The 18,895-nt window shown below is 62.9% G+C and carries 16 protein-coding genes and 1 pseudogene; 12 read left to right on the top strand and 5 right to left on the bottom strand.

Going from position 1 to position 18,895, the window contains the following annotated elements; translation table 11 throughout:
* The first annotated feature begins 18 nt into the window (after window positions 1-18).
* From AC3WOG_RS16680 to AC3WOG_RS16660, 5 genes are all read left to right on the top strand, one after another.
* The gene (locus AC3WOG_RS16680; RefSeq protein WP_492579006.1) at window positions 19-1,218 is read left to right on the top strand and encodes a branched-chain amino acid ABC transporter substrate-binding protein; all 1,200 of its coding nucleotides are present in this window, start codon (window positions 19-21) and stop codon (window positions 1,216-1,218) included.
* 229 nt (window positions 1,219-1,447) lie between these two features.
* Window positions 1,448-2,398 (top strand): branched-chain amino acid ABC transporter permease, encoded by a 951-nt coding sequence (locus tag AC3WOG_RS16675; protein ID WP_341314507.1) that lies wholly within the window; start codon window positions 1,448-1,450, stop codon window positions 2,396-2,398.
* A 13-nt stretch (window positions 2,399-2,411) separates the two neighbouring features.
* The gene (locus AC3WOG_RS16670) at window positions 2,412-3,581 is read left to right on the top strand and encodes an ABC transporter permease subunit (RefSeq protein ID WP_171926115.1); all 1,170 of its coding nucleotides are present in this window, start codon (window positions 2,412-2,414) and stop codon (window positions 3,579-3,581) included.
* A gap of 106 nt (window positions 3,582-3,687) precedes the next feature.
* The gene (locus AC3WOG_RS16665) at window positions 3,688-4,488 is read left to right on the top strand and encodes an ABC transporter ATP-binding protein (protein WP_492579005.1); all 801 of its coding nucleotides are present in this window, start codon (window positions 3,688-3,690) and stop codon (window positions 4,486-4,488) included.
* Complete coding sequence (locus AC3WOG_RS16660) at window positions 4,488-5,204, top strand: ABC transporter ATP-binding protein (RefSeq protein WP_492579004.1); 717 nt, start codon at window positions 4,488-4,490, stop codon at window positions 5,202-5,204. The genes AC3WOG_RS16665 and AC3WOG_RS16660 overlap by 1 nt, the downstream gene beginning before the upstream one ends.
* Window positions 5,205-5,301: 97 nt before the next feature.
* Here AC3WOG_RS16660 and AC3WOG_RS16655 read toward each other — a convergent pair.
* From AC3WOG_RS16655 to AC3WOG_RS16645, 3 genes and pseudogenes are all read right to left on the bottom strand, one after another.
* Window positions 5,302-5,769 (bottom strand): annotated as a pseudogene (locus AC3WOG_RS16655) (GNAT family acetyltransferase); the annotation flags it as partial.
* Between the two features lie 14 nt (window positions 5,770-5,783).
* Window positions 5,784-6,968 carry an acetylornithine transaminase gene (locus AC3WOG_RS16650; protein WP_492579003.1) on the bottom strand — a complete coding sequence of 395 codons (1,185 nt, stop codon included), beginning with the start codon at window positions 6,966-6,968 and terminating at the stop codon, window positions 5,784-5,786.
* A 371-nt stretch (window positions 6,969-7,339) separates the two neighbouring features.
* Complete coding sequence (locus AC3WOG_RS16645; protein ID WP_492579002.1) at window positions 7,340-8,371, bottom strand: CDP-6-deoxy-delta-3,4-glucoseen reductase; 1,032 nt, start codon at window positions 8,369-8,371, stop codon at window positions 7,340-7,342.
* A gap of 99 nt (window positions 8,372-8,470) precedes the next feature.
* On the opposite strand from AC3WOG_RS16645, the gene AC3WOG_RS16640 reads away from it, so the two are divergent.
* Window positions 8,471-9,535 carry an NAD-dependent epimerase/dehydratase family protein gene (locus tag AC3WOG_RS16640; RefSeq protein ID WP_492579001.1) on the top strand — a complete coding sequence of 355 codons (1,065 nt, stop codon included), beginning with the start codon at window positions 8,471-8,473 and terminating at the stop codon, window positions 9,533-9,535.
* A gap of 114 nt (window positions 9,536-9,649) precedes the next feature.
* Here the strand turns inward: AC3WOG_RS16640 and AC3WOG_RS16635 are convergent, their stop codons facing one another.
* Both AC3WOG_RS16635 and AC3WOG_RS16630 read right to left on the bottom strand, forming a co-directional pair.
* A complete protein-coding gene (locus AC3WOG_RS16635; RefSeq protein ID WP_492579000.1) occupies window positions 9,650-9,838 on the bottom strand; it encodes a hypothetical protein in 189 nt (62 codons plus the stop codon).
* 168 nt (window positions 9,839-10,006) lie between these two features.
* Window positions 10,007-10,717, bottom strand: a complete 711-nt coding sequence (locus tag AC3WOG_RS16630; protein ID WP_492578999.1) for a pseudouridine synthase — start codon at window positions 10,715-10,717, stop codon at window positions 10,007-10,009.
* Window positions 10,718-10,811: 94 nt separating this feature from the next.
* Between AC3WOG_RS16630 and AC3WOG_RS16625 the strand changes: the two genes are divergently transcribed.
* The 6 genes from AC3WOG_RS16625 to gsiC all read left to right on the top strand — a co-directional run bounded on the left by AC3WOG_RS16625 (window position 10,812) and on the right by gsiC (window position 18,890).
* Window positions 10,812-12,059, top strand: coding sequence for an MFS transporter (locus AC3WOG_RS16625; protein WP_492578998.1), 1,248 nt, complete (start codon window positions 10,812-10,814; stop codon window positions 12,057-12,059).
* A 185-nt stretch (window positions 12,060-12,244) separates the two neighbouring features.
* Window positions 12,245-13,210 carry a MurR/RpiR family transcriptional regulator gene (locus tag AC3WOG_RS16620; RefSeq protein WP_492578997.1) on the top strand — a complete coding sequence of 322 codons (966 nt, stop codon included), beginning with the start codon at window positions 12,245-12,247 and terminating at the stop codon, window positions 13,208-13,210.
* On the top strand, window positions 13,207-14,199 hold the full coding sequence (locus AC3WOG_RS16615; RefSeq protein ID WP_492578996.1) for an isoaspartyl peptidase/L-asparaginase family protein: 993 nt from the start codon (window positions 13,207-13,209) through the stop codon (window positions 14,197-14,199). The genes AC3WOG_RS16620 and AC3WOG_RS16615 overlap by 4 nt, the downstream gene beginning before the upstream one ends.
* A gap of 94 nt (window positions 14,200-14,293) precedes the next feature.
* Window positions 14,294-16,216, top strand: coding sequence for a dipeptide ABC transporter ATP-binding protein (locus AC3WOG_RS16610; protein ID WP_492578995.1), 1,923 nt, complete (start codon window positions 14,294-14,296; stop codon window positions 16,214-16,216).
* 88 nt (window positions 16,217-16,304) lie between these two features.
* On the top strand, window positions 16,305-17,867 hold the full coding sequence (gene gsiB / locus AC3WOG_RS16605; protein ID WP_492578994.1) for a glutathione ABC transporter substrate-binding protein GsiB: 1,563 nt from the start codon (window positions 16,305-16,307) through the stop codon (window positions 17,865-17,867).
* Window positions 17,868-17,969: 102 nt separating this feature from the next.
* Entirely contained in the window at window positions 17,970-18,890 is a 921-nt protein-coding gene (gsiC, locus tag AC3WOG_RS16600; RefSeq protein WP_492578993.1) for a glutathione ABC transporter permease GsiC, read from the top strand.
* Window positions 18,891-18,895 lie beyond the last annotated feature (5 nt).

The raw sequence follows: 18,895 nt of genomic DNA, 5'->3' as shown, positions 1-18,895 counted from the left end.
GCGCAGGAGACCTACTTAATGCGAGTCAAATTTGCTTACGCCGTGTCCATCGCGGTCGCGGTTGCGATGTTGACCGCGTGCGGCAAGAAACAGGATAGCGGGGCGGGAGCGGGTGCATCGGCGGCTATGGCTGCGGCAGCACCGGCGAGCGAAGCGACTGTCGTGAAGATCGGTCATGCGGCCCCATTAACGGGCGGCATTGCGCATCTTGGCAAGGACAATGAAAACGGCGCGCGTCTGGCGGTCGAGGAAATCAACACGCGGGGCCTGACCATCGACGGTCGCAAGATCCAGTTGCAACTCGACGCGCAAGACGATGCCGCGGATCCGAAAACGGGTACGGCGGTCGCCGAAAAGTTCGTCGACGATCATGTCGTCGCCGTGGTCGGGCACCTGAATTCGGGCGTGTCGATTCCGGCGTCGAAGATCTATAGCGATGCCGGCATTGTGCAGATCTCGCCTTCGTCGACGAATCCGGGGTACACGCAGCAAGGTTTCAAGACAACTTATCGGGTGGTCGTGACCGATGCCCAGCAGGGCCCGGCGCTTGCCAACTACGCAACGAAAGTGCTTGGCGCAAAACGCATCGCGATCGTGGACGACTCGACCGTCTACGGCAAGGGACTGGCCGACGAGTTCGCGAAGACAGTACAGGCGAGCGGGGCGAAGATCGTCGCGCGCGAAGCCACGAATGACAGGGCTACGGAGTTCCAGGCGGTCCTTAAGAAGATCAAGAGTGTTCAGCCGGACGTGATCATGTTCGGCGGCATGGACGCGACGGGCGGGCCGTTTACGAAGCAGGCGGCCGCGCTCGGTATCAGGGCAAAAATCCTTGGCGGCGACGGCGTGTGTACCGACAAGGTGGGTGAGCTGGCGGGAACCGCCGTGCAGAACCTGGTCTGTTCGGAGGCAGGACTCGCGCTTTCGAAGATGGACAAGGGAGCGGACTTCGAAAAGAAGTACGTGGCCCGCTTCCACACGCCGGTGCAGATTTACGCGCCGTTCACGTATGACGCTGTGTACGTGATTGTCGATGCAATGAAGCGCGCTAATTCGATCGAGGCGCCCAAGGTGCTGGCTGCGATGCCGTCCACCGATTACAACGGGGTAATCGGCCACATCGCGTTCGACGACAAGGGTGATTTGAAAGAGGGCGCCATTACGCTTTACGACTTCAAGGACGGCAAGAAAGCGGTTCTCGACGTCGTGAAGATGTGATGACGGGACGTTCAGCCTGACGGCACCGAAACCACCCAACGGTGCCGTTTTTGCATCCGCCATCGGTTCGTCCCCGACTGCATCCCAGTCGTAAGACGAACCGGGCGGCGGATAACCCTTACCGGTCTTTTACATCAGTACCCGCAGTGCCGTTGAGATTCCGTAACGCATCACCGCCCACCGGCTGATGAATAGCGTGAATCCAGTCGCACGGGCTAAGGAGCATTAAATGGATATCTTCATCCAGCAGGTCCTCAACGGGCTGGTGCTTGGCAGCGTTTACGCCATCATCGCACTGGGCTATACGATGGTTTACGGCATCCTGGGCATCATCAACTTCGCGCACGGCGATGTGTTGATGGTGGGCGCGATGGTTGCGCTTTCAGCCATAGGCGTGCTGCAGAACCACTTCCCCGGCCTCGGCAACGTGCCGACGCTCGTCATCGCGTTGATCATCGCGGCAGTGGTTTGCTCGCTGGTCGGCTACACGATCGAGCGCGTGGCCTACCGGCCGTTGCGTAAAGCACCGCGTCTCGCGCCGCTGATCACCGCGATCGGCGTATCGATCCTGCTGCAGACGCTGGCCATGATGATCTGGTCGCGCAACCCGCTTCCGTTCCCGCAGCTGTTGCCCACCGACCCGATCAACGTGATCAAGGCCACCGACACGACGCCAGGCGCGGTGATCTCGATGACTGAAATCGTGATCATGGTCGTGGCGTTCCTCGTGATGGGCGGTCTGCTGTTGCTGGTTCACAAGACCAAGCTGGGCCGCGCGATGCGTGCAATCGCTGAGAACCCGGGTGTCGCAAGCCTGATGGGTGTGAACCCGAATTTCGTGATTTCGGCGACCTTCATGATCGGCTCGGCGCTGGCCGCTCTGGCCGGCGTGATGATCGCGTCCGAATACGGCAACGCACACTTCTATATGGGCTTCATCCCGGGTCTGAAGGCCTTTACTGCGGCGGTGCTGGGCGGGATCGGCAATCTCGGCGGGGCGATGGTGGGCGGCGTGCTGCTCGGCCTGATCGAACAGTTGGGCGCCGGCTACATCGGCAACCTGACGGGCGGTGTGTTCGGCAGTAACTACCAGGACGTGTTCGCATTCATCGTGCTGATCGTCGTGCTGGTGTTCCGTCCGTCGGGCCTGCTGGGCGAACGTGTTGCGGATCGAGCATAAGGAGTAGACAGACATGACCTCAATTCAACCGATCGAGCCGTCCACGACGCTCATCCCTGAAAAGAACCTGACGAAGACGCTGACCGTCGGCATCATCACCGCGATCTTCGTGATCGCCGCGCCGATGATCATCGGTGCCGCCGGCGGCAACTACTGGGTCCGCGTGCTCGACTTCGCGATGCTGTACGTGATGCTCGCACTGGGCCTCAATGTGGTGGTCGGCTTCGCCGGCCTGCTGGACCTGGGCTATATCGCGTTCTACGCCATCGGCGCGTACACCGCGGCGCTGCTGAGCTCGCCCCACCTGACCTCGCAGTTCGAGTGGATCGCGCACCTGTTCCCGGGCGGCCTGCATACGCCGATCTGGATCATCGTGCCGATTGCGATGGGGCTCGCCGCGACCTTCGGCGTGCTGCTCGGCGCGCCGACCTTGCGTCTGCGTGGCGACTACCTCGCGATCGTGACACTGGGCTTCGGGGAGATTGTGCGGATCTTCATTAACAACCTCGACCGTCCGGTCAACATCACGAACGGGCCGAAGGGGATCACCGGCATCGCTCCGGTGTCGGCAGGCGGCTTCAGCCTCGCGCAGACCCACACGTTCCTCGGCTTCTCGTTCCCGTCGGTGTACATGTATTACTACCTGTTCGTGCTGTGCGCGCTGTTCGTGATCTGGACCTGTACGCGTTTGCAGCACTCGCGTATCGGCCGGGCATGGGCCGCGATCCGCGAAGACGAAATCGCCGCCAAGGCGATGGGTATCAACACCCGTAACGTGAAGCTGCTGGCCTTCGCGATGGGCGCGTCGTTCGGCGGCCTGTCGGGCGCGATGTTCGGTTCGTTCCAAGGCTTCGTGTCGCCGGAATCGTTCACGTTCTGGGAATCGGTCGTGGTGCTGGCGTGCGTGGTGCTCGGCGGTATGGGCCACATCCCTGGCGTGATTCTCGGCGCGGTGCTGCTCGCCGTGTTCCCGGAATTCCTGCGCTCGACGATGGGTCCGTTGCAGAACATGATCTTCGGCCATGAAATCGTCGATACCGAAGTGATCCGTCAGTTGCTGTACGGCCTCGCGATGGTCGTGATCATGCTGTACCGCTCGGAAGGCCTGTGGCCGTCGCCGAAGCACGAAGACAAGATTGCGAAACTGGCGAAGCGCGCTGGCAAGAAGCCGGTGCGCGCCTGAGGCCGTGGGACCAGAGTAAGCGCTAAAGCGCCAACTCTGGTCGACAGCGATGCATGGGACCCGAGTAAGCGCTAAAGCGCTAACTCGGGTCGACAGGAGAAATCATATGAGCGATAACGTAAACAACAGCGTGGGCAGCGATCAGATCCGGCTGTCGGTGAAGGGCGTGAACAAGCGCTTCGGCGGCTTGCAGGCACTCTCCGAGGTCGGGCTTGAGATCAAGTCCGGCCAGATCTATGGTCTGATCGGTCCGAACGGCGCCGGCAAGACGACCTTCTTCAACGTGATCACGGGTCTGTACACGCCGGATTCGGGCGAGTTCAAGCTCGACGGCGCTGCATACACGCCGACCGCCGTCTATCAGGTGGCCAAAGCGGGGATTGCCCGTACGTTCCAGAACATCCGTCTGTTCGGCGGCATGACCGCGCTGGAAAACGTGATGGTCGGCCGTCACGTGCGCACCAAGCACGGCCTGCTCGGCGCGGTGTTCCAGACGCCGTCCGAGCGCAAGGAAGAGCGCGAGATCAAGGAGCGCGCCATCGAACTGCTGGAGTACGTCGGCATCGCGCAGTACGCGGACTACACGTCGCGCAATCTGTCGTATGGTCACCAGCGCCGGCTGGAAATCGCCCGCGCGCTGGCAACGGATCCGAAGCTGCTGGCGCTGGACGAACCGGCTGCCGGCATGAACGCGACCGAGAAGGTCGAACTGACCAAGCTGCTGGACAAGATCCGCAGCGACGGCCGCACGATCCTGCTGATCGAACACGACGTGAAACTGGTGATGGGCCTGTGCAATCAGATGACAGTGCTCGATTACGGCAAGGTGATTGCCCAGGGTCTGCCGCATGACGTGCAGAAGGACCCGAAGGTGATTGAAGCTTATCTGGGTGCGGGGGTCCACTGATGGCTACGGCAATGTTGAAAATCAAGGGCCTGCAGGTCAATTACGGCGGCATTCAGGCAGTCAAGGGTATCGACCTCGAAGTGGCGCAGGGCGAGCTGGTGACGCTGATCGGCGCGAACGGCGCGGGCAAGACCACGACGATGAAGGCGATCACGGGTCTGAAGCCGTACTCGGCAGGCGACATCGAGTACATGGGCCAGTCGATCAAGGGCATGCCCGCGCACGAACTGCTCAAGCGCGGTCTGGCGATGGTGCCGGAAGGCCGCGGTATTTTCGCGCGCATGTCGATCGTCGAAAACATGCAGATGGGCGCCTATCTGCGTAACGATACGGACGCCATCAAGGCGGACGTCGATCGCATGTTCGGCTTTTTCCCGCGCCTGAAGGAACGGGCGACGCAGTACGCGGGCACGCTCTCGGGCGGCGAGCAGCAGATGCTGGCGATGGCGCGCGCGATCATCAGCAAGCCGAAGCTGCTGTTGCTCGACGAACCGTCGATGGGTCTGTCGCCGATCATGGTCGAGAAGATCTTCGAAGTGGTGCGATCGATCTCGGCCGAAGGCATGACCGTGCTGCTGGTCGAGCAGAACGCGCGTCTGGCGTTGCAGGCGGCGAATCGCGGCTACGTGATGGACTCGGGTCTGGTGACGATGTCCGGCGACGCCAAGCAGATGCTGGATGATCCGAAGGTGCGGGCGGCTTATCTGGGTGAATGAGTCGGTGAGTAAGCTGGATTGAGTTTGCTATGCCTATGAAAAAGGCCGCATGCGAATCGCGCATGCGGCCTTTTTCTCTTCTGGGCGCGCCCGGGGCTTAAGCTGCCGATGCAGCCGCTTCACCCAGACGCTTGCCGAGACTGATCACCTCATCGGCGCGATAACCGAGCGCCTCATAAAACGCGCGTATATCGGCCTTCGCGGACAACACCTGCAAATTCAGCTTCGGACACCCGCGTTCGGTCAGCGTTGTTTCGACGTGCGCGACGAGACGCGTGCCGATGCCATGCCGACGCAGCGAAGCATCCACGGCAAGCGAATACAACCATCCTCGGTGCCCGTCGTAACCGCCCATCACCGTGCCGACAATTTGTTCGCCGAGCACGGCGACAAAGAACAGTTCCGGCTGTGTCGCCAGCTTGTTGGCGATCGACAGATGCGGATTGCGCTGCGGTTTCGTCACGTCCCGATACTCCGGGAATGCCTCTTGCCACAGCGCGACCACGGCATCGGTGTCGCTCGCGTCGAAGCGGCGGATCGATAGCGTTGCGGCCGTCGTCATACGCGCGCTCCGGGCGGTTACAGCGTGTCGAGAATCGAACGCAGCATCGCCATCATCTGGTCGATTTCTTCGTTCGTCACGTTCAGCGCCGGCATGAAGCGCAGCAGGTTCGGACGCGCCGCGTTCAACAGCAGGCCGTCGGGCTGCATCACGCGCGCTTTCTCGACGATCTGATTGCCGATGTCCTTGCCCAGCAGCAGCGCACGCAGCAGGCCTTCGCCGCGTTCGCCTGCGAAGCCGCGTTCTTCCGACAATTCGAGCAGCTTCGTGCGCAGATACTCGCCGCGCGCACGCACGCCTTCGAGGAAGCCCGGCGCCGTCAGTTGCGAGATCACCGAATAGCCGACCGCGGTCATCAGCGGATTGCCGTTGTAGGTGCCGCCCTGATCGCCCGCTTCGAACACGGCGATGCCGGCCTTTGCCAGCAGCGCCGCGAGCGGCACACCCCCGCCGATGCCCTTGCCGAGCGTCATGATGTCCGGCTCGATGCCCGACAGTTCATACGCGAACAAGGTGCCTGCACGGCCACAGCCGCTTTGCACTTCGTCGACGATCAGGAGCACGTTGTGCTGTTTGGTCAGCGCGCGCAGTTGCTGCATGAATTCGCGGGTGGCCGGAATCACGCCGGCTTCACCTTGAATCGGTTCGAGCATCACCGCGACGGTCTTCGCGGTGATGAGCTTTTCCACCGACGCGATGTCGTTCAGATCCGCCTTCGGGAAGCCCGGCACTTGCGGCGCGTAGATCGTGTCCCAGCCCGGCTTGCCGCTTGCCGACATCGTCGCGAGCGTGCGGCCGTGGAAGCTGTGGTCGAACGTGATGATTTCGAACGCGCCGTCCTTGAATTTCTTGCCCCACTTGCGCGCGAGCTTGATCGCGCCTTCGTTCGCTTCGGCGCCGCTGTTCGCGAAGAACACCTTGTCGAAGCAGCTGTGCTGCGTGAGGAGGGCGGCGAGTTGTGCCATCGGGCCGTTGTAGAACGCCGGCGACGGATTGATCAGCAGTTGCGCCTGCTTGTTCAGCGCTTCGATCATCCCGTCGTTGCAGTGGCCGAGGCTATTGACCGCCCAGCCCTGGATGAAATCCAGATATCGCTTGCCGTTATTGTCGTAGAGCCATGAACCTTTGCCGTGCGTGAAAACGATTTCGGGCCGGTTCGTGATGTACATCAGCGACTCGATCGGGTACTCATTGAAATTCATGACGGCAGGCTCCAGGCGACGGGGTGAAGGATGAATGAAGGTTTGGCCAAATGCGAAACGGGGCCGGGGGAAACGAAAAAGCAAACAAAAAAGCCACGGCATGCCGTGGCTTTCATGATTCGAACAGCTTGCGCCTTGTGCGGCGCGAATCCGTGACGAAGCCAGCGGCGTCCCTAGGGGAGCGGCGAGCGGCGACGTCGGAGTTCGGACTGGATGCGGTTCATGCGCGAAAGAATACGACAACGCGTGCGATGGTGTAAACCATGAATTTGCATGGATGCGCGTCAAGGTGGATTTTTGCGCATCCGCCTTATCGCTGACATGTTGCTCACGAATGGCCCGACCGTCATACGATCAGGCCGCGCATCCCCTCAAACCGCGTTCGCCAGATCCGCCGCGCTGGTAAACGAATCCGCATAGAACTCGTCTTCCGGCAGCCCATGATGCTGGGTGAAATCGCGCTGCGCCGATTCGACCATCACCGGGGCGCCGCACGCATACACCTGGTACGCCGACAGATCGGGCAGATCCTCGATCACCGCGCGGTGCACGAAGCCGACGCGGCCCGTCCACGCATCGCTCGCGTCCGGCTCCGAGAGCACCGGCACGAACTTGAAGTTCGGAATCTCTTGCGCCCATTGCTCGGCCAGCTCGAGCAAATACAGATCCTTCTTGCGGCGCGCGCCCCAGTAGAGCGTCATCGGCCGGTCGAGGTTCTTGAACACCGCGTGTTCGACGATCGCCTTCAGCGGCGCGAAGCCGGTGCCCGAGGCCAGCAGCACGATCGGCTTGGCCGAATCTTCGCGCAGGAAGAAGGTGCCGAGCGGTGCCTCGAAGCGCAGGATGTCGCGCTCTTTCATTGTGTTGAACACGTGATCCGTGAAGGCGCCGCCAGCCATGTGACGAATGTGTAATTCGATCGGGCCTTCGGCGTGCGGCGCATTCGCCATCGAATAGCTGCGGCGCTTGCCGTCCTTCAGTATGAATTCGAGGTACTGCCCGGCCAGATACTGCAGACGTTCGTTAGCGGGCAATTGCAGTTTCAGCACCACGACGTCGTCGGCCTTGCGCTCGATTGCGTTGACGCGGCACGGCAGCTTCTTGACCTGCACGTCGCCGACGCCGGCTACTTCGCGGATATCCACTTCGAGATCGGAGCAAGCCGTCGCGCAGCAGAAGAGCGCCATGCCGCGCGTCTTCTCGTCGTTCGACAACGCCGACGACGAATGCTGACGCTGCTCGATCTCGCCGCTGACCACGGTGCCTTTGCAAGAACCGCAGGCGCCGTTCTTGCAGCCGTACGGAAGGCCGATGCCCTGGCGCAACGCGGCGCTGAGTACCGGTTCGTCCTGTTCTACCTGAAACTGCCGGCCGCTTTGCCGGAGAGTGACGTTAAATGCCATAGAGTGTTCGTTCGAAATCGAAAAGTCGGTAATCGTTGTCGGACCCGCGGTGCCAACTGCGCGGTACCTGCCGCGCTTGACGGCTACAATGCGTCCACCATGAAAGCGACACGAAACTTCCGCCGGCCGCGCGTGTTGATCGTCGGTTGCGGCGATGTCGGCATGCGCTGCGTGCCCCTGCTGCTGCCGCGCGCGCATGTCTTCGCGCTGACCAGCCACGCCGGGCGCCGCGTCGAATTGCGCGCGGCCGGCGTGACGCCGCTGATCGGCGACCTCGACGCGCGCCATAGCCTGAAACGGCTCGCGGGCCTCGCGCCGACCGTGCTGCATCTCGCGCCGCCGCAAAAGACCGGCGATGATGACCGCCGTACCCGCGCGTTACTCGCTACGCTGAGCGCCCGCCGGAGTCGTGCTCCGCGTGCCGCGCGCGGCACGGTAGTGCCGGTCGCGCGGCTGCGCCGCGTTCGTGCTGCATGGATGGAATCTGAAGCAGCCAATATTGTACCCGACGGGGTGCGGCGAACCGCCGGCTCGCGCACCCCCGTGCGGCTGGTTTATGCCAGCACGACGGGCGTCTACGGCGATTGTGGCGGCGCATGGATCGACGAAACGCGGGCGCTGCAAGCAGCCAATCCGCGCGCCAGGCGTCGCGTGTCGGCCGAGCGGCAACTGCGGCGCGCGACGGCTCAGGGCGCGATCGCGGCAAGCATTGCGCGGATTCCGGGTATCTATGCCGGCAACCGTCTGCCGCTGGCGCGGCTCGAAAAGCGCACACCGGCGCTGATCGACGCCGACGACGTCTACACCAACCATATCCACGCCGACGATCTCGCCGCGATTCTCGTGCGCATGGCCACACACGGCCGCGCGGCGCGCGTGATTCACGCGTCGGACGACACGTCGCTGAAAATGGGCGAGTACTTCGATGAAGTGGCTGATGCGTTCGGCCTCGAGCGTGCACCACGCATCACGCGCGCGGCGGCCGAGCAGCAGATCGAGCCGACTTTGCTGTCGTTCATGCGGGAGTCGAGGCGGCTCGTGAACCGGCGCCTCAAAGAGGAATTGCGCGTACGACTGCGTTATCCAAGCGTTGAAGATTTTCTGCGTGAGATTCGCGGTACAACTGACTCTCGAACCACCGGCGAAGTTAAAGGGCGCGATTAAGCTCCACGGTTCGATCCAATGTGTCCGCCGCGAGCAAAAAGCAACCGCCCAGGCATCGCCCGGAAAAACGCGCGCCGAGCCGGCTGTGCGCCGGCCGCGCGTGACCCAGCCGACTTACGTCAACGCAGGCAGTGCCTCCAGTAACAGGAAGCACAGCAAGGCGCCGATCAAGGCGCCGATAAGGTTCGGATGATACTTGTGCCGCAGCCGCATCGTGGCCAGCAACCCGCCGATCAGGACCACCCCGAGGCACGTGAAAGCAATCATCACGTACGAGATCTCGACAGTGTCGTGGATGACCATGGCGCCCCTCCTTGAACTCTTTGTAGTCTTTGTTTAATCGAGTATAGAGCGGGTCGTAAGGAAGAGCATGCTGCGATGCAGCGCGCGACGAGGCTTCCGGCAAGGGATTTGTGCGGATGCGAACGTTTTTTTCGTGGCCGCTCAAGGCTTTAAAAGCGCGCTACCTGTTTACCCGCTCCGTAAAGATCCGAGGTCGGTTTCGTCGAGCCATTGCCACGCGCCTTCAGCGAGTGTGGCCGGCAACGCCAGTCCGCCGATCTGCTCGCGATGCAACGCTTCGCAGCGGTTGCCTGCCGCGGCGATCATCCGCTTGACCTGGTGATACTTGCCTTCCATCACGGTGAGTTCCAGCGCGTGATCGCCGCGCGCCTGTGCATTCACGGCGGCGATCGGTTTGGGTTCGCCATGCAGCAAGACGCCGTCGCGCAAGGCGCTCAGTTGAGTGTCGTCGATCGGATGGCGGGTGGTTGCGACGTACACCTTCGGCACCTTGCGCTTGGGCGACGTGAACGCGTGCACGAACTTGCCGTCGTCGGAAAGCAGCAGCAGGCCGGTGGTGTCCTGGTCGAGTCTGCCCACGCACTGCACGCCGCGTGCGGCGAACTGCGGCGGCAGCAAATTGAACACGCTCAGGTGATGCTGCGGCTCGCGCGAACATTCGTAGCCGGCGGGCTTGTTCAGCAGCAGATAGGCATGCTCGCGATACGGCCAAACGACGCCGTCGACGCTGAACTGGAAGGCGCTGTCATCGGTTGCGAAATCGGCGTCGGGATCGGTGTGGGCAATGCCGCCGATTGTTACGCGAGCGTCGGTGATCAGCGCGCGGCATTGGCGGCGCGAGCCGAAGCCTTGAGTAAAGAGGATGCTTTCGAGATTCATGGCGAGCGAAGAATAACACCGCAAGAAGCGGAGCGCCGCGCAGCGCTGACGCGGCCACGATGGTCTCCTCGTGTCCAGTCCAGGGAGTTCATCGATGCACGCCACGTCCTCTTCATCCGCAGCTCGTCTGCCAGCCGCTTTCCACCGCCTCGCATGGTCGAATCTGGTCGCGCAGTCCGCTGAACAGATCAGTCTGGCCGCCGCGCCGCTTGTCGCAGTATTCGCGCTCGGCGCCAGCGCGCGCGACACGGGTCTGCTGCAAACCGCGCAAACGCTGCCGTTCCTGTTGCTGTCGATTCCACTCGGCGTATGGGCCGATCGCCGCTCGCGCCGCACCTTGATGACGCTTGCCGAAAGCGTGCGGGTCGCCGCCATGCTGAGCGTGCTCATGCTCGTGACGGCGCACGCGCTCAGCTTGCCGCTGCTCGCCGTACTCGGGTTTGTCGCCGCGACCGGCACCGTGGCCTACAACGTCGCGGCGCCTTCGCTGGTGCCTTCGATCGTGCCGCGCGAAGCGTTCGCGAATGCCAACGGCCGGCTCGAACTCGCGCGCAGCGTCGCGTATTCGGCGGGGCCGGCGCTCGGCGGTTTGCTGGTCGGCTGGATCGGCGCGGGTTGGGCATATGGCTGTGCGGCAGCGCTGTCGGCGCTGGCCGTCCTGCTGCTGGCAGGTTTGCGCGAACCGCCGCGGGCGACCAACGCGCAACGTCACTTTTTGCTGGAACTACGCGACGGCACGCGCTTCGTGCTGCGCGATACGCTGCTGCGCCCGATGCTTGCAACGGCGGTTTTCTTCAACCTCGGTTTCTTCGTACTGCAAGCGGTCTACGTGCCGTACGCCGTGCATCGGCTGGGCTTGAGCGCCTCGGCGGTCGGCGTGACGCTTGGCGCGTACGGCGTCGGCATGGTGTGCGGCGCGCTTGCCGCACCGGCAATCTCACGGCGCCTCGCGTTCGGCCGCGTGCTGATCATCGGACCGTTTTGCGGTTTGCTCGCGTCGCTCGTGATGGTGGCGACCATCGCCGCGCCGTCGTTTTTTCTAGCGATGCTGAGCTTCTTTCTGCTCGGCGTCGGACCGATTCTGTGGGTAGTCGGCTCGACCACGCTGCGCCAGGCGATCACACCCAAACGGATGATGGGCCGCGTCTCCGCGATCAATAGCACCGCGACCTATGGCGCGCGGCCGCTGGGCGCATTGCTCGGTGCGGCGATCAGCGCACGGTGGGGAATGGAGCCCTGTCTGGTTGCGGCGGCCGCGGCCTTCGCCGTGCAGGCGCTGATCATCGTCATGTCGCCGGCCGCACGTCTTGCACAGCTTCCCGAGCGTGCCGCAGCCGCGTGATGAAAACGGATTTTCATCGCGCAGCGTTATTGCGTGGCTAGTCCCGCCCGGTCGTCGGGGAAAACCCGCGAAAATGAAAATAAATTTTTTTTGAGAAAGTTTTCATGTAAATATAATTTCATGCATTTTGATTACGCCCCGCAGGAAGTTCTCTTGGAGAACAGTGGCAGCGCCACTTCGCTCGCATGATCCATCACACATCCGCTGCATCGAATCCTGCCGAGCAGGCAATCGCCGCGCGCATCACTGCGGCGATGCCGGTTTTGACGCCGATCCATCGGCGCATGGGCGATTACGTGCTGGCCAATCTGTTTCGCTCCGCCACCATGCGGATCGACGAACTGGCCAGTGTAGTGGGCGCATCGGTGGCAACGGCGAATCGCTTTGCTCGCGCGCTCGGTTTCGATGGCTATCCCCAGTTTCGCGAAGCGCTCGTGCGCGGTTTCGAAGCCACGCTCGCTCCAGTCGAACGGCTGCGTAGCGCGCAAGAGTCGCTCGCTGCTGGCGACGATCTGATCGACGCGTCGCTGGAACAGGCGGCAACCAATCTTCACTCCACCCGCACCGCGATCGATCGCACCGCCGCTGAAGCGGCCGTCGAAGCAATCATTGCCGCGCGCCGTGTGTTCGTGCTCGGCGCGGGCTCCAGCGCGTTTCTCGCGGGCTTGATGGAGCACGGCCTGATGCCGTATCACGACAACGTGCAGTCGCTCGCGTTGATCGGCGGACCCTCGCATGCCGCGCGGCGTCTGTTCACTTCGGACGAAGGCGATCTCGTTGTCGCGATCGCGTTCCCGCGTTATGTCGAAGACACCATCGAACTCGCACGCCGTGCCGCAAGCCGCGGCGCACGCGTGCTCGCGCTGACCGACAGTCCGCGCTCGCCGCTCGCGCAATTCGCCAATCTCACGCTCTATATCCGCTCCGAACGGCGGCTTGCGGCGAACGCCGATGCCGCCGTGCTGGCCGTCATCGAAGCGCTCTGCGACGCAGTTGCGTATCGCGCGAAACGCTCGGTGAAAGCGGCAGCAGGCGTGACCGAATTCGTGTTGCCGTGGCTGACCGATCCACAGGCCGTGCCGCCCAGTACGACGGATCAGCCCGCGCGCGCTTCTACCCGTACCACCCGCACGACCAAAGCGAAACGATGAATTCCAACGCAGTCGTTGCCATTCACGGCGGGGCAGGCACCATCCTGCGCGCGTCGATGTCGGCCGGTGCCGAAGCCGAATATCACTTCGCCTTGCACGCGGTGTTGAGCGCCGGTCAGCGCGTGCTCGCCGACGGCGGCAGCGCACTCGACGCCGTCAGCGAAGCCGTGCGCCTGCTCGAAGACTGCCCGCTCTTCAATGCGGGCCGCGGTGCGGTGTACACGGCGGCCGGCACGCACGAACTCGACGCGGCCATCATGGACGGCAGCACGCTCGAAGCCGGCGCGATCTGCTGCGTGAAGCGCGTGCGCAATCCGATTCTGGCGGCGCGCCGCGTGCTCGAAGGCAGTGAACACGTGCTGTTTACCGGTGAAGGCGCGGAAGCGTTCGCGGCCGCGCAAGGTCTCGAATTCGTCGAGCCGGCGTATTTCCATACCGAAGCGCGTTATCGTCAATGGCTGCTCGCGCGCGATCAAAAACGCGCGATGCTCGATCACGACGGCGCGACGCTCGCTGCAGCGCGGTCTCCGAATGACGACGACCCGATACCGCACGAACCGATTGATCCGAATCGCAAGTTCGGCACCGTCGGCGCGGTCGCGCTCGACCGGCACGGCCATGTGGCGGCGGCAACGTCGACGGGCGGCGTGACCAACAAGCAGGTCGGCCGGGTCGGCGATACGCCGCTGATCGGCGCGGGCTGCTACGCGGACGACGCAACCTGCGCGGTCTCGACTACGGGCTCAGGCGAGATGTTCATGCGCATGGTCGCCGCCTACGACGTCGCCGCGCAGATGGCGTATCGCAACGTCTCGCTCGAAGAAGCGGCGAACGACGTAGTGATGAACCGTCTGCCGAAGATCGACGGCCGCGGCGGTCTGGTCGCCGTCGATGCGCGCGGCAATGTCACGCTGCCTTTCAACACCGAAGGCATGTATCGCGGGTTTGCCCGCGTTGGCGAGACGCCGGTGACGGCGATCTATCACTAAGTCCGTCCCGCGCAATCACGGCTGCTGCCACTTTCACCGCATGAGCCACTGCATGAACTACCGCTAGCCGCGTTCGAATTCAAAGGAATCCATCGTGCCGACTTCATCGCGCATCGCCCGCCCGCTTATCGAAACCTTGCCGCCGCAAAGCGTGCTCGCGGTCGACGATCTGTCCGTCGCGTTTCGCAGCGGCGAGACGACCTTCAACGCGGTGCGTAATCTGTCGCTGACGGTCGAGCGCGGCGAGACGCTGGCGATCGTCGGCGAATCGGGTTCGGGCAAATCGGTGACATCGCTCGCGTTGATGCGGCTGATCGAGCATGGCGGTGGGCGCCTTGCCGGCGGCAGCATCGCCTTCCGGCGCCGCGACGGCAGCGTGCTCGATCTCGCGAAAGCGTCGTCCGGGACGATGCGTTCGATTCGCGGCGCCGACATCGCGATGATTTTCCAGGAACCGATGACTTCGCTCAATCCGGTCTTCACGGTCGGTGATCAGATCAGCGAGGCGATCGCGTTGCATCAGGGCAGGAGCCGGGCCGCCGCGCATGCTGAAACGCTGCGTCTGCTCGAACTTGTGCGCATCCCTGAAGCGCGCCGCGTGGCCGCGCGCTATCCGCATCAGTTGTCGGGCGGCATGCGGCAACGCGTGATGATCGCGATGGCGCTGTCGTGCAAGCCCGCGTTGCTGATCGCCGACGAACCGACCACCGCGCTCGACGTGACGATTCAGGCGCAGATCCTGCAACTGATCCGCGGCTTGCAGGACGAGATGAACATGGGCGTGATCTTCATCACGCACGACATGGGCGTGGTGGCCGAAGTGGCCGATCGCGTGCTGGTGATGTATCGCGGCGAGAAAGTCGAAGAGGGCGCGTCGGATGCGCTGTTCGCCGCGCCGTCGCATCCCTATACGAAAGCGCTGCTCGCAGCCGTGCCGCGACTGGGCGCGATGGACGGCACCGATCAGCCCGCCAAATTCCCGATTCTGACGGTCGAACAAGCGGCCTTGACCGGCACCGAAGAAGCCGTTCGGCCCGCGGCCGCCGTAGCCGAAGAAGCGCAACCGTCGATCGACGACCGCACGCCGCCAATCCTGCGCGTGCGTGATCTGATTACGCGCTTTCCGGTCAGGAGCGGTTTGTTCGGCCGTGTGACGGGCCGTGTGCACGCGGTCGAGAAAGTCAGCTTCGATTTGCGTCCTGGCGAGACGCTCGCTCTCGTCGGCGAATCGGGTTGCGGCAAATCGACGACGGGCCGTTCATTGCTGCGTCTCGTCGAAAGCCAGAGCGGCTCGATCGAATTCAACGGCAAGGACATCAGTTCGCTGACAGGTCCTGCGCTGCAAGCGCTGCGCCGCGATATCCAGTTCATCTTCCAGGATCCGTTCGCGTCGTTGAATCCGCGTTTGACGGTCGGCTTCTCGATCATGGAGCCCTTGCTCGTGCACGGCGTGGCGCAGGGCGCGGAAGCCCAGGCGCGGGTTGCGTGGCTACTCGAGAAGGTCGGTTTGCCGCCCGAAGCCGCGCGCCGTTATCCGCACGAGTTCTCAGGCGGTCAACGGCAACGCATCGCCATCGCGCGCGCGTTGGCGTTGAATCCGAAAGTCGTGATCGCCGACGAATCCGTTTCCGCGCTGGACGTCTCCGTGCAAGCGCAGATCGTCAACCTGATGCTCGATCTGCAACGCGAACTCGGCGTCGCGTATCTGTTCATTTCGCACGACATGGCGGTGGTCGAGCGCGTCAGCCATCGCGTCGCGGTGATGTATCTCGGCCAGATCGTCGAGATCGGTCCGCGCCGCGCCGTGTTCGAAGCGCCGCAGCATCCGTACACGAAGAAGCTGATGGGCGCGGTGCCGGTGGCCGATCCGGCACGCCGCCACGCGAAACGGATGCTTGCCGCCGATGAAATTCCGAGCCCGATTCGCGCGCTCGACGACGAGCCGATCGTGGCGCCGCTGGTCGCGGTTGGACCGGACCATTTCGTCGCCGGGCATCGGATCGGCGGCGCTTATTAAATTCTGCTTATTAAACCCTGATTTTTAAACCCGACTCTTCACTCGCAACACACAACGCTGTTTCATTTCGCAGCCTGGAGCCAACCTCATGAACCTGCTGGTCCCGTCTTCTCCGTTTCGTTTGCGCGCGCTGGTCAGCGGCGGCGCGGTGGTGTTCGCGATGCTCGCGGGCAATGTGGCGCACGCCGAAACGACTGCTGTGATGGCGGTCGCCTCGACCTTCACGACGCTCGATCCGTACGACGCTAACGACACGCTGTCGCAAGCTGTTGCGAAGTCGTTCTATCAAGGCATGTTCGGTTTCGACAAGGACATGAAGCTGGTCAACGTGCTGGCCGACAGCTACGAAGCAAGCGCGGATGCGCGCGTCTACACGATCAAGTTGCGCCAGGGCGTCAAGTTCCAGGACGGCACCGACTTCAACGCCGCGGCGGTGAAGGCCAACTTCGACCGCGTCACCGATCCGGCGAACAAGCTGAAGCGCTACAACATGTTCAACCGCATCGACAAAACCGAAGTGGTCGATCCGTACACAGTGAAGATCACGCTGAAGGCGCCGTTCTCGGCGTTCATCAACGTGCTCGCGCATCCGTCGGCGGTGGTGATCTCGCCGACCGCGCTTAAGAAATACGGCAAGGACATTGCGTTCCATCCGGTCGGCACCGGACCGTTCGAGCTGGTGAAGTGGGACCCGGCAGGCGATCTGACGGTGAAGAAGTTCGACGGCTACTGGAAGAAGGGCTACCCGAAAGTCGACGCGATCGACTGGAAGCCGGTGGTCGACAACAACACGCGTGCTGCGTTGATGCGCACCGGCGAAGCGGACTTCGCGTTCCAGGTGCCGTTCGAGCAGGCCGCGCAATTGCAGTCGAGCCCGAAGGTCGATCTGATCGCGTCGTCCTCGATCATCCAGCGCTATATCAGCCTGAATGTGAATCAGAAGCCGTTCGACAATCCGAAGGTGCGCGAAGCGCTGAACTACGCGGTCAACAAGGAAGCGCTGACGAAGGTCGTGTTCGCCGGTTATGCGACGCCGGCTGACGGCGTCGTGCCGCAGGGCGTCGATTACGCAACGAAGCTCGGCCCCTGGCCGTACGATCCGGCGAAGGCGCGCGAACTGCTGAAGGAAGCGGGCTATCCGAACGGTTTCGAAACGACGCTGTGGTCGGCCTATAACTACTCGACCGCGCAGAAGGTGATCCAGTTCGTGCAGCAGCAACTGGCGCAGGTCGGCATCAAGGCGCAGGTCGAAGCGCTCGAGGCGGGTCAGCGTGTCGCCAAGGTCGAGAGCGCGCAGGACGCGGCAACCGCGCCGGTGCGGATGTACTACGCGGGCTGGTCGTCGTCGACGGGCGAAGCGGACTGGGCGATCACACCGCTGCTCGCATCGGTTTCCTTCCCGCCGAAGATGGTCAACACCGCCTACTACAAGAACGACACGGTCGACAGCGATCTGAAGCAGGCGCTCGAAACCACCGATCGCACGCAGAAGGCCGCGCTTTACACCGATGCGCAAAAGCGTATCTGGGCCGACGCGCCGTGGATCTTCCTCGTCAAGGAGAAGGTCGTGTATGCGCGCAGCAAACGTCTGTCGGGTGCTTACGTGGCGCCGGACGGCTCGTTCAATTTCGATGAGATCGCAATCAGGTGATGAGCTGACCGTTCAGCGCGGTGTGTTCCATAAGGGCACGCTGGCCGGACGGTCGCTTTCTAGCGATCCATCGTTGTCTGCACCATTGCCGGATTGGGTTTCATGCTGAACTTCCTTGTCAAACGTCTCTTTGGCCTGCTGCCGACGCTCTTTATCGTCTCGGTGCTGGTCTTCCTGTTCGTGCATCTGTTGCCGGGCGATCCGGCGCGGCTCGCCGCCGGCCCCGATGCCGACGAAGCGACCGTCGCGCTGGTGCGCGCCGACCTCGGCCTCGACAAGCCGATGCCGCAGCAGTTTGCCCACTTCTTCGTGAAGATCGCGCACGGCGACTTCGGCACGTCGACGCGTAGCAAGCGGCCGGTCAGCCAGGAAATCGGCGAGCGTTTCATGCCGACGCTGCTGCTCACGCTTGCCAGCATGGTGTGGGCGGTCGTGCTCGGCATGGGCATCGGCATTGTGTCGGCGGTCTGGCGCAATCGCTGGCCGGACCGGCTCGGCATGACGCTCGCGGTGTCGGGCATTTCGTTTCCGGCCTTCGCCCTCGGCATGCTGCTGATGGAGATTTTTTCGGTGAAGCTCGGCTGGCTGCCGATTGTCGGCGACGGTTCGTGGCAGAGCTACGTGCTGCCGTCGCTCACGCTCGGCGCGGCGGTGGCCGCGGTGATGGCCCGCTTCACGCGCGCCTCGTTCGTCGAAGTGATGAACGAAGACTTTGTGCGCACCGCACGCGCCAAAGGTGTGCCGGAGCGGCTCGTGATCGTCAAACACTGCTTGCGCAACGCGATGATTCCCGTCGTCACGATGATGGGTCTGCAATTCGGCTTTCTGCTGGGCGGCTCGATCGTCGTCGAAGTGGTGTTCAACTGGCCGGGCCTCGGACGCCTGCTGGTGGACGCGGTTTCGATGCGTGACTATCCGGTGATTCAAGCGGAGGTGCTGTTGTTCTCGCTCGAATTCATCATCATCAATCTGGTGGTGGACGTGCTGTACGCCGTCATCAACCCGACCATCCGTTTCAAGTGAGGCCC

Source organism: Paraburkholderia sp. FW306-02-B (assembly GCF_058782725.1).
Note: the sequence above shows the minus strand (reverse complement) of the source record. Positions and strands in the feature narration are given on the sequence as shown.

Excerpts from the sequence above, each read along its gene's own strand:
- gsiB (WP_492578994.1), top strand. The coding sequence starts at position 16,305 with ATGAACCTGCTGGTCCCGTCTTCTCCGTTTCGTTTGCGCGCGCTGGTC.
- AC3WOG_RS16620 (WP_492578997.1), top strand. The coding sequence starts at position 12,245 with ATGATCCATCACACATCCGCTGCATCGAATCCTGCCGAGCAGGCAATC.
- AC3WOG_RS16645 (WP_492579002.1), bottom strand. The coding sequence starts at position 8,371 with ATGGCATTTAACGTCACTCTCCGGCAAAGCGGCCGGCAGTTTCAGGTA.
- AC3WOG_RS16615 (WP_492578996.1), top strand. The coding sequence starts at position 13,207 with ATGAATTCCAACGCAGTCGTTGCCATTCACGGCGGGGCAGGCACCATC.
- gsiC (WP_492578993.1), top strand. The coding sequence starts at position 17,970 with ATGCTGAACTTCCTTGTCAAACGTCTCTTTGGCCTGCTGCCGACGCTC.
- AC3WOG_RS16640 (WP_492579001.1), top strand. The coding sequence starts at position 8,471 with ATGAAAGCGACACGAAACTTCCGCCGGCCGCGCGTGTTGATCGTCGGT.
- AC3WOG_RS16625 (WP_492578998.1), top strand. The coding sequence starts at position 10,812 with ATGCACGCCACGTCCTCTTCATCCGCAGCTCGTCTGCCAGCCGCTTTC.
- AC3WOG_RS16675 (WP_341314507.1), top strand. The coding sequence starts at position 1,448 with ATGGATATCTTCATCCAGCAGGTCCTCAACGGGCTGGTGCTTGGCAGC.
- AC3WOG_RS16635 (WP_492579000.1), bottom strand. The coding sequence starts at position 9,838 with ATGGTCATCCACGACACTGTCGAGATCTCGTACGTGATGATTGCTTTC.
- AC3WOG_RS16660 (WP_492579004.1), top strand. The coding sequence starts at position 4,488 with ATGGCTACGGCAATGTTGAAAATCAAGGGCCTGCAGGTCAATTACGGC.
- AC3WOG_RS16630 (WP_492578999.1), bottom strand. The coding sequence starts at position 10,717 with ATGAATCTCGAAAGCATCCTCTTTACTCAAGGCTTCGGCTCGCGCCGC.
- AC3WOG_RS16665 (WP_492579005.1), top strand. The coding sequence starts at position 3,688 with ATGAGCGATAACGTAAACAACAGCGTGGGCAGCGATCAGATCCGGCTG.
- AC3WOG_RS16680 (WP_492579006.1), top strand. The coding sequence starts at position 19 with ATGCGAGTCAAATTTGCTTACGCCGTGTCCATCGCGGTCGCGGTTGCG.
- AC3WOG_RS16670 (WP_171926115.1), top strand. The coding sequence starts at position 2,412 with ATGACCTCAATTCAACCGATCGAGCCGTCCACGACGCTCATCCCTGAA.
- AC3WOG_RS16650 (WP_492579003.1), bottom strand. The coding sequence starts at position 6,968 with ATGAATTTCAATGAGTACCCGATCGAGTCGCTGATGTACATCACGAAC.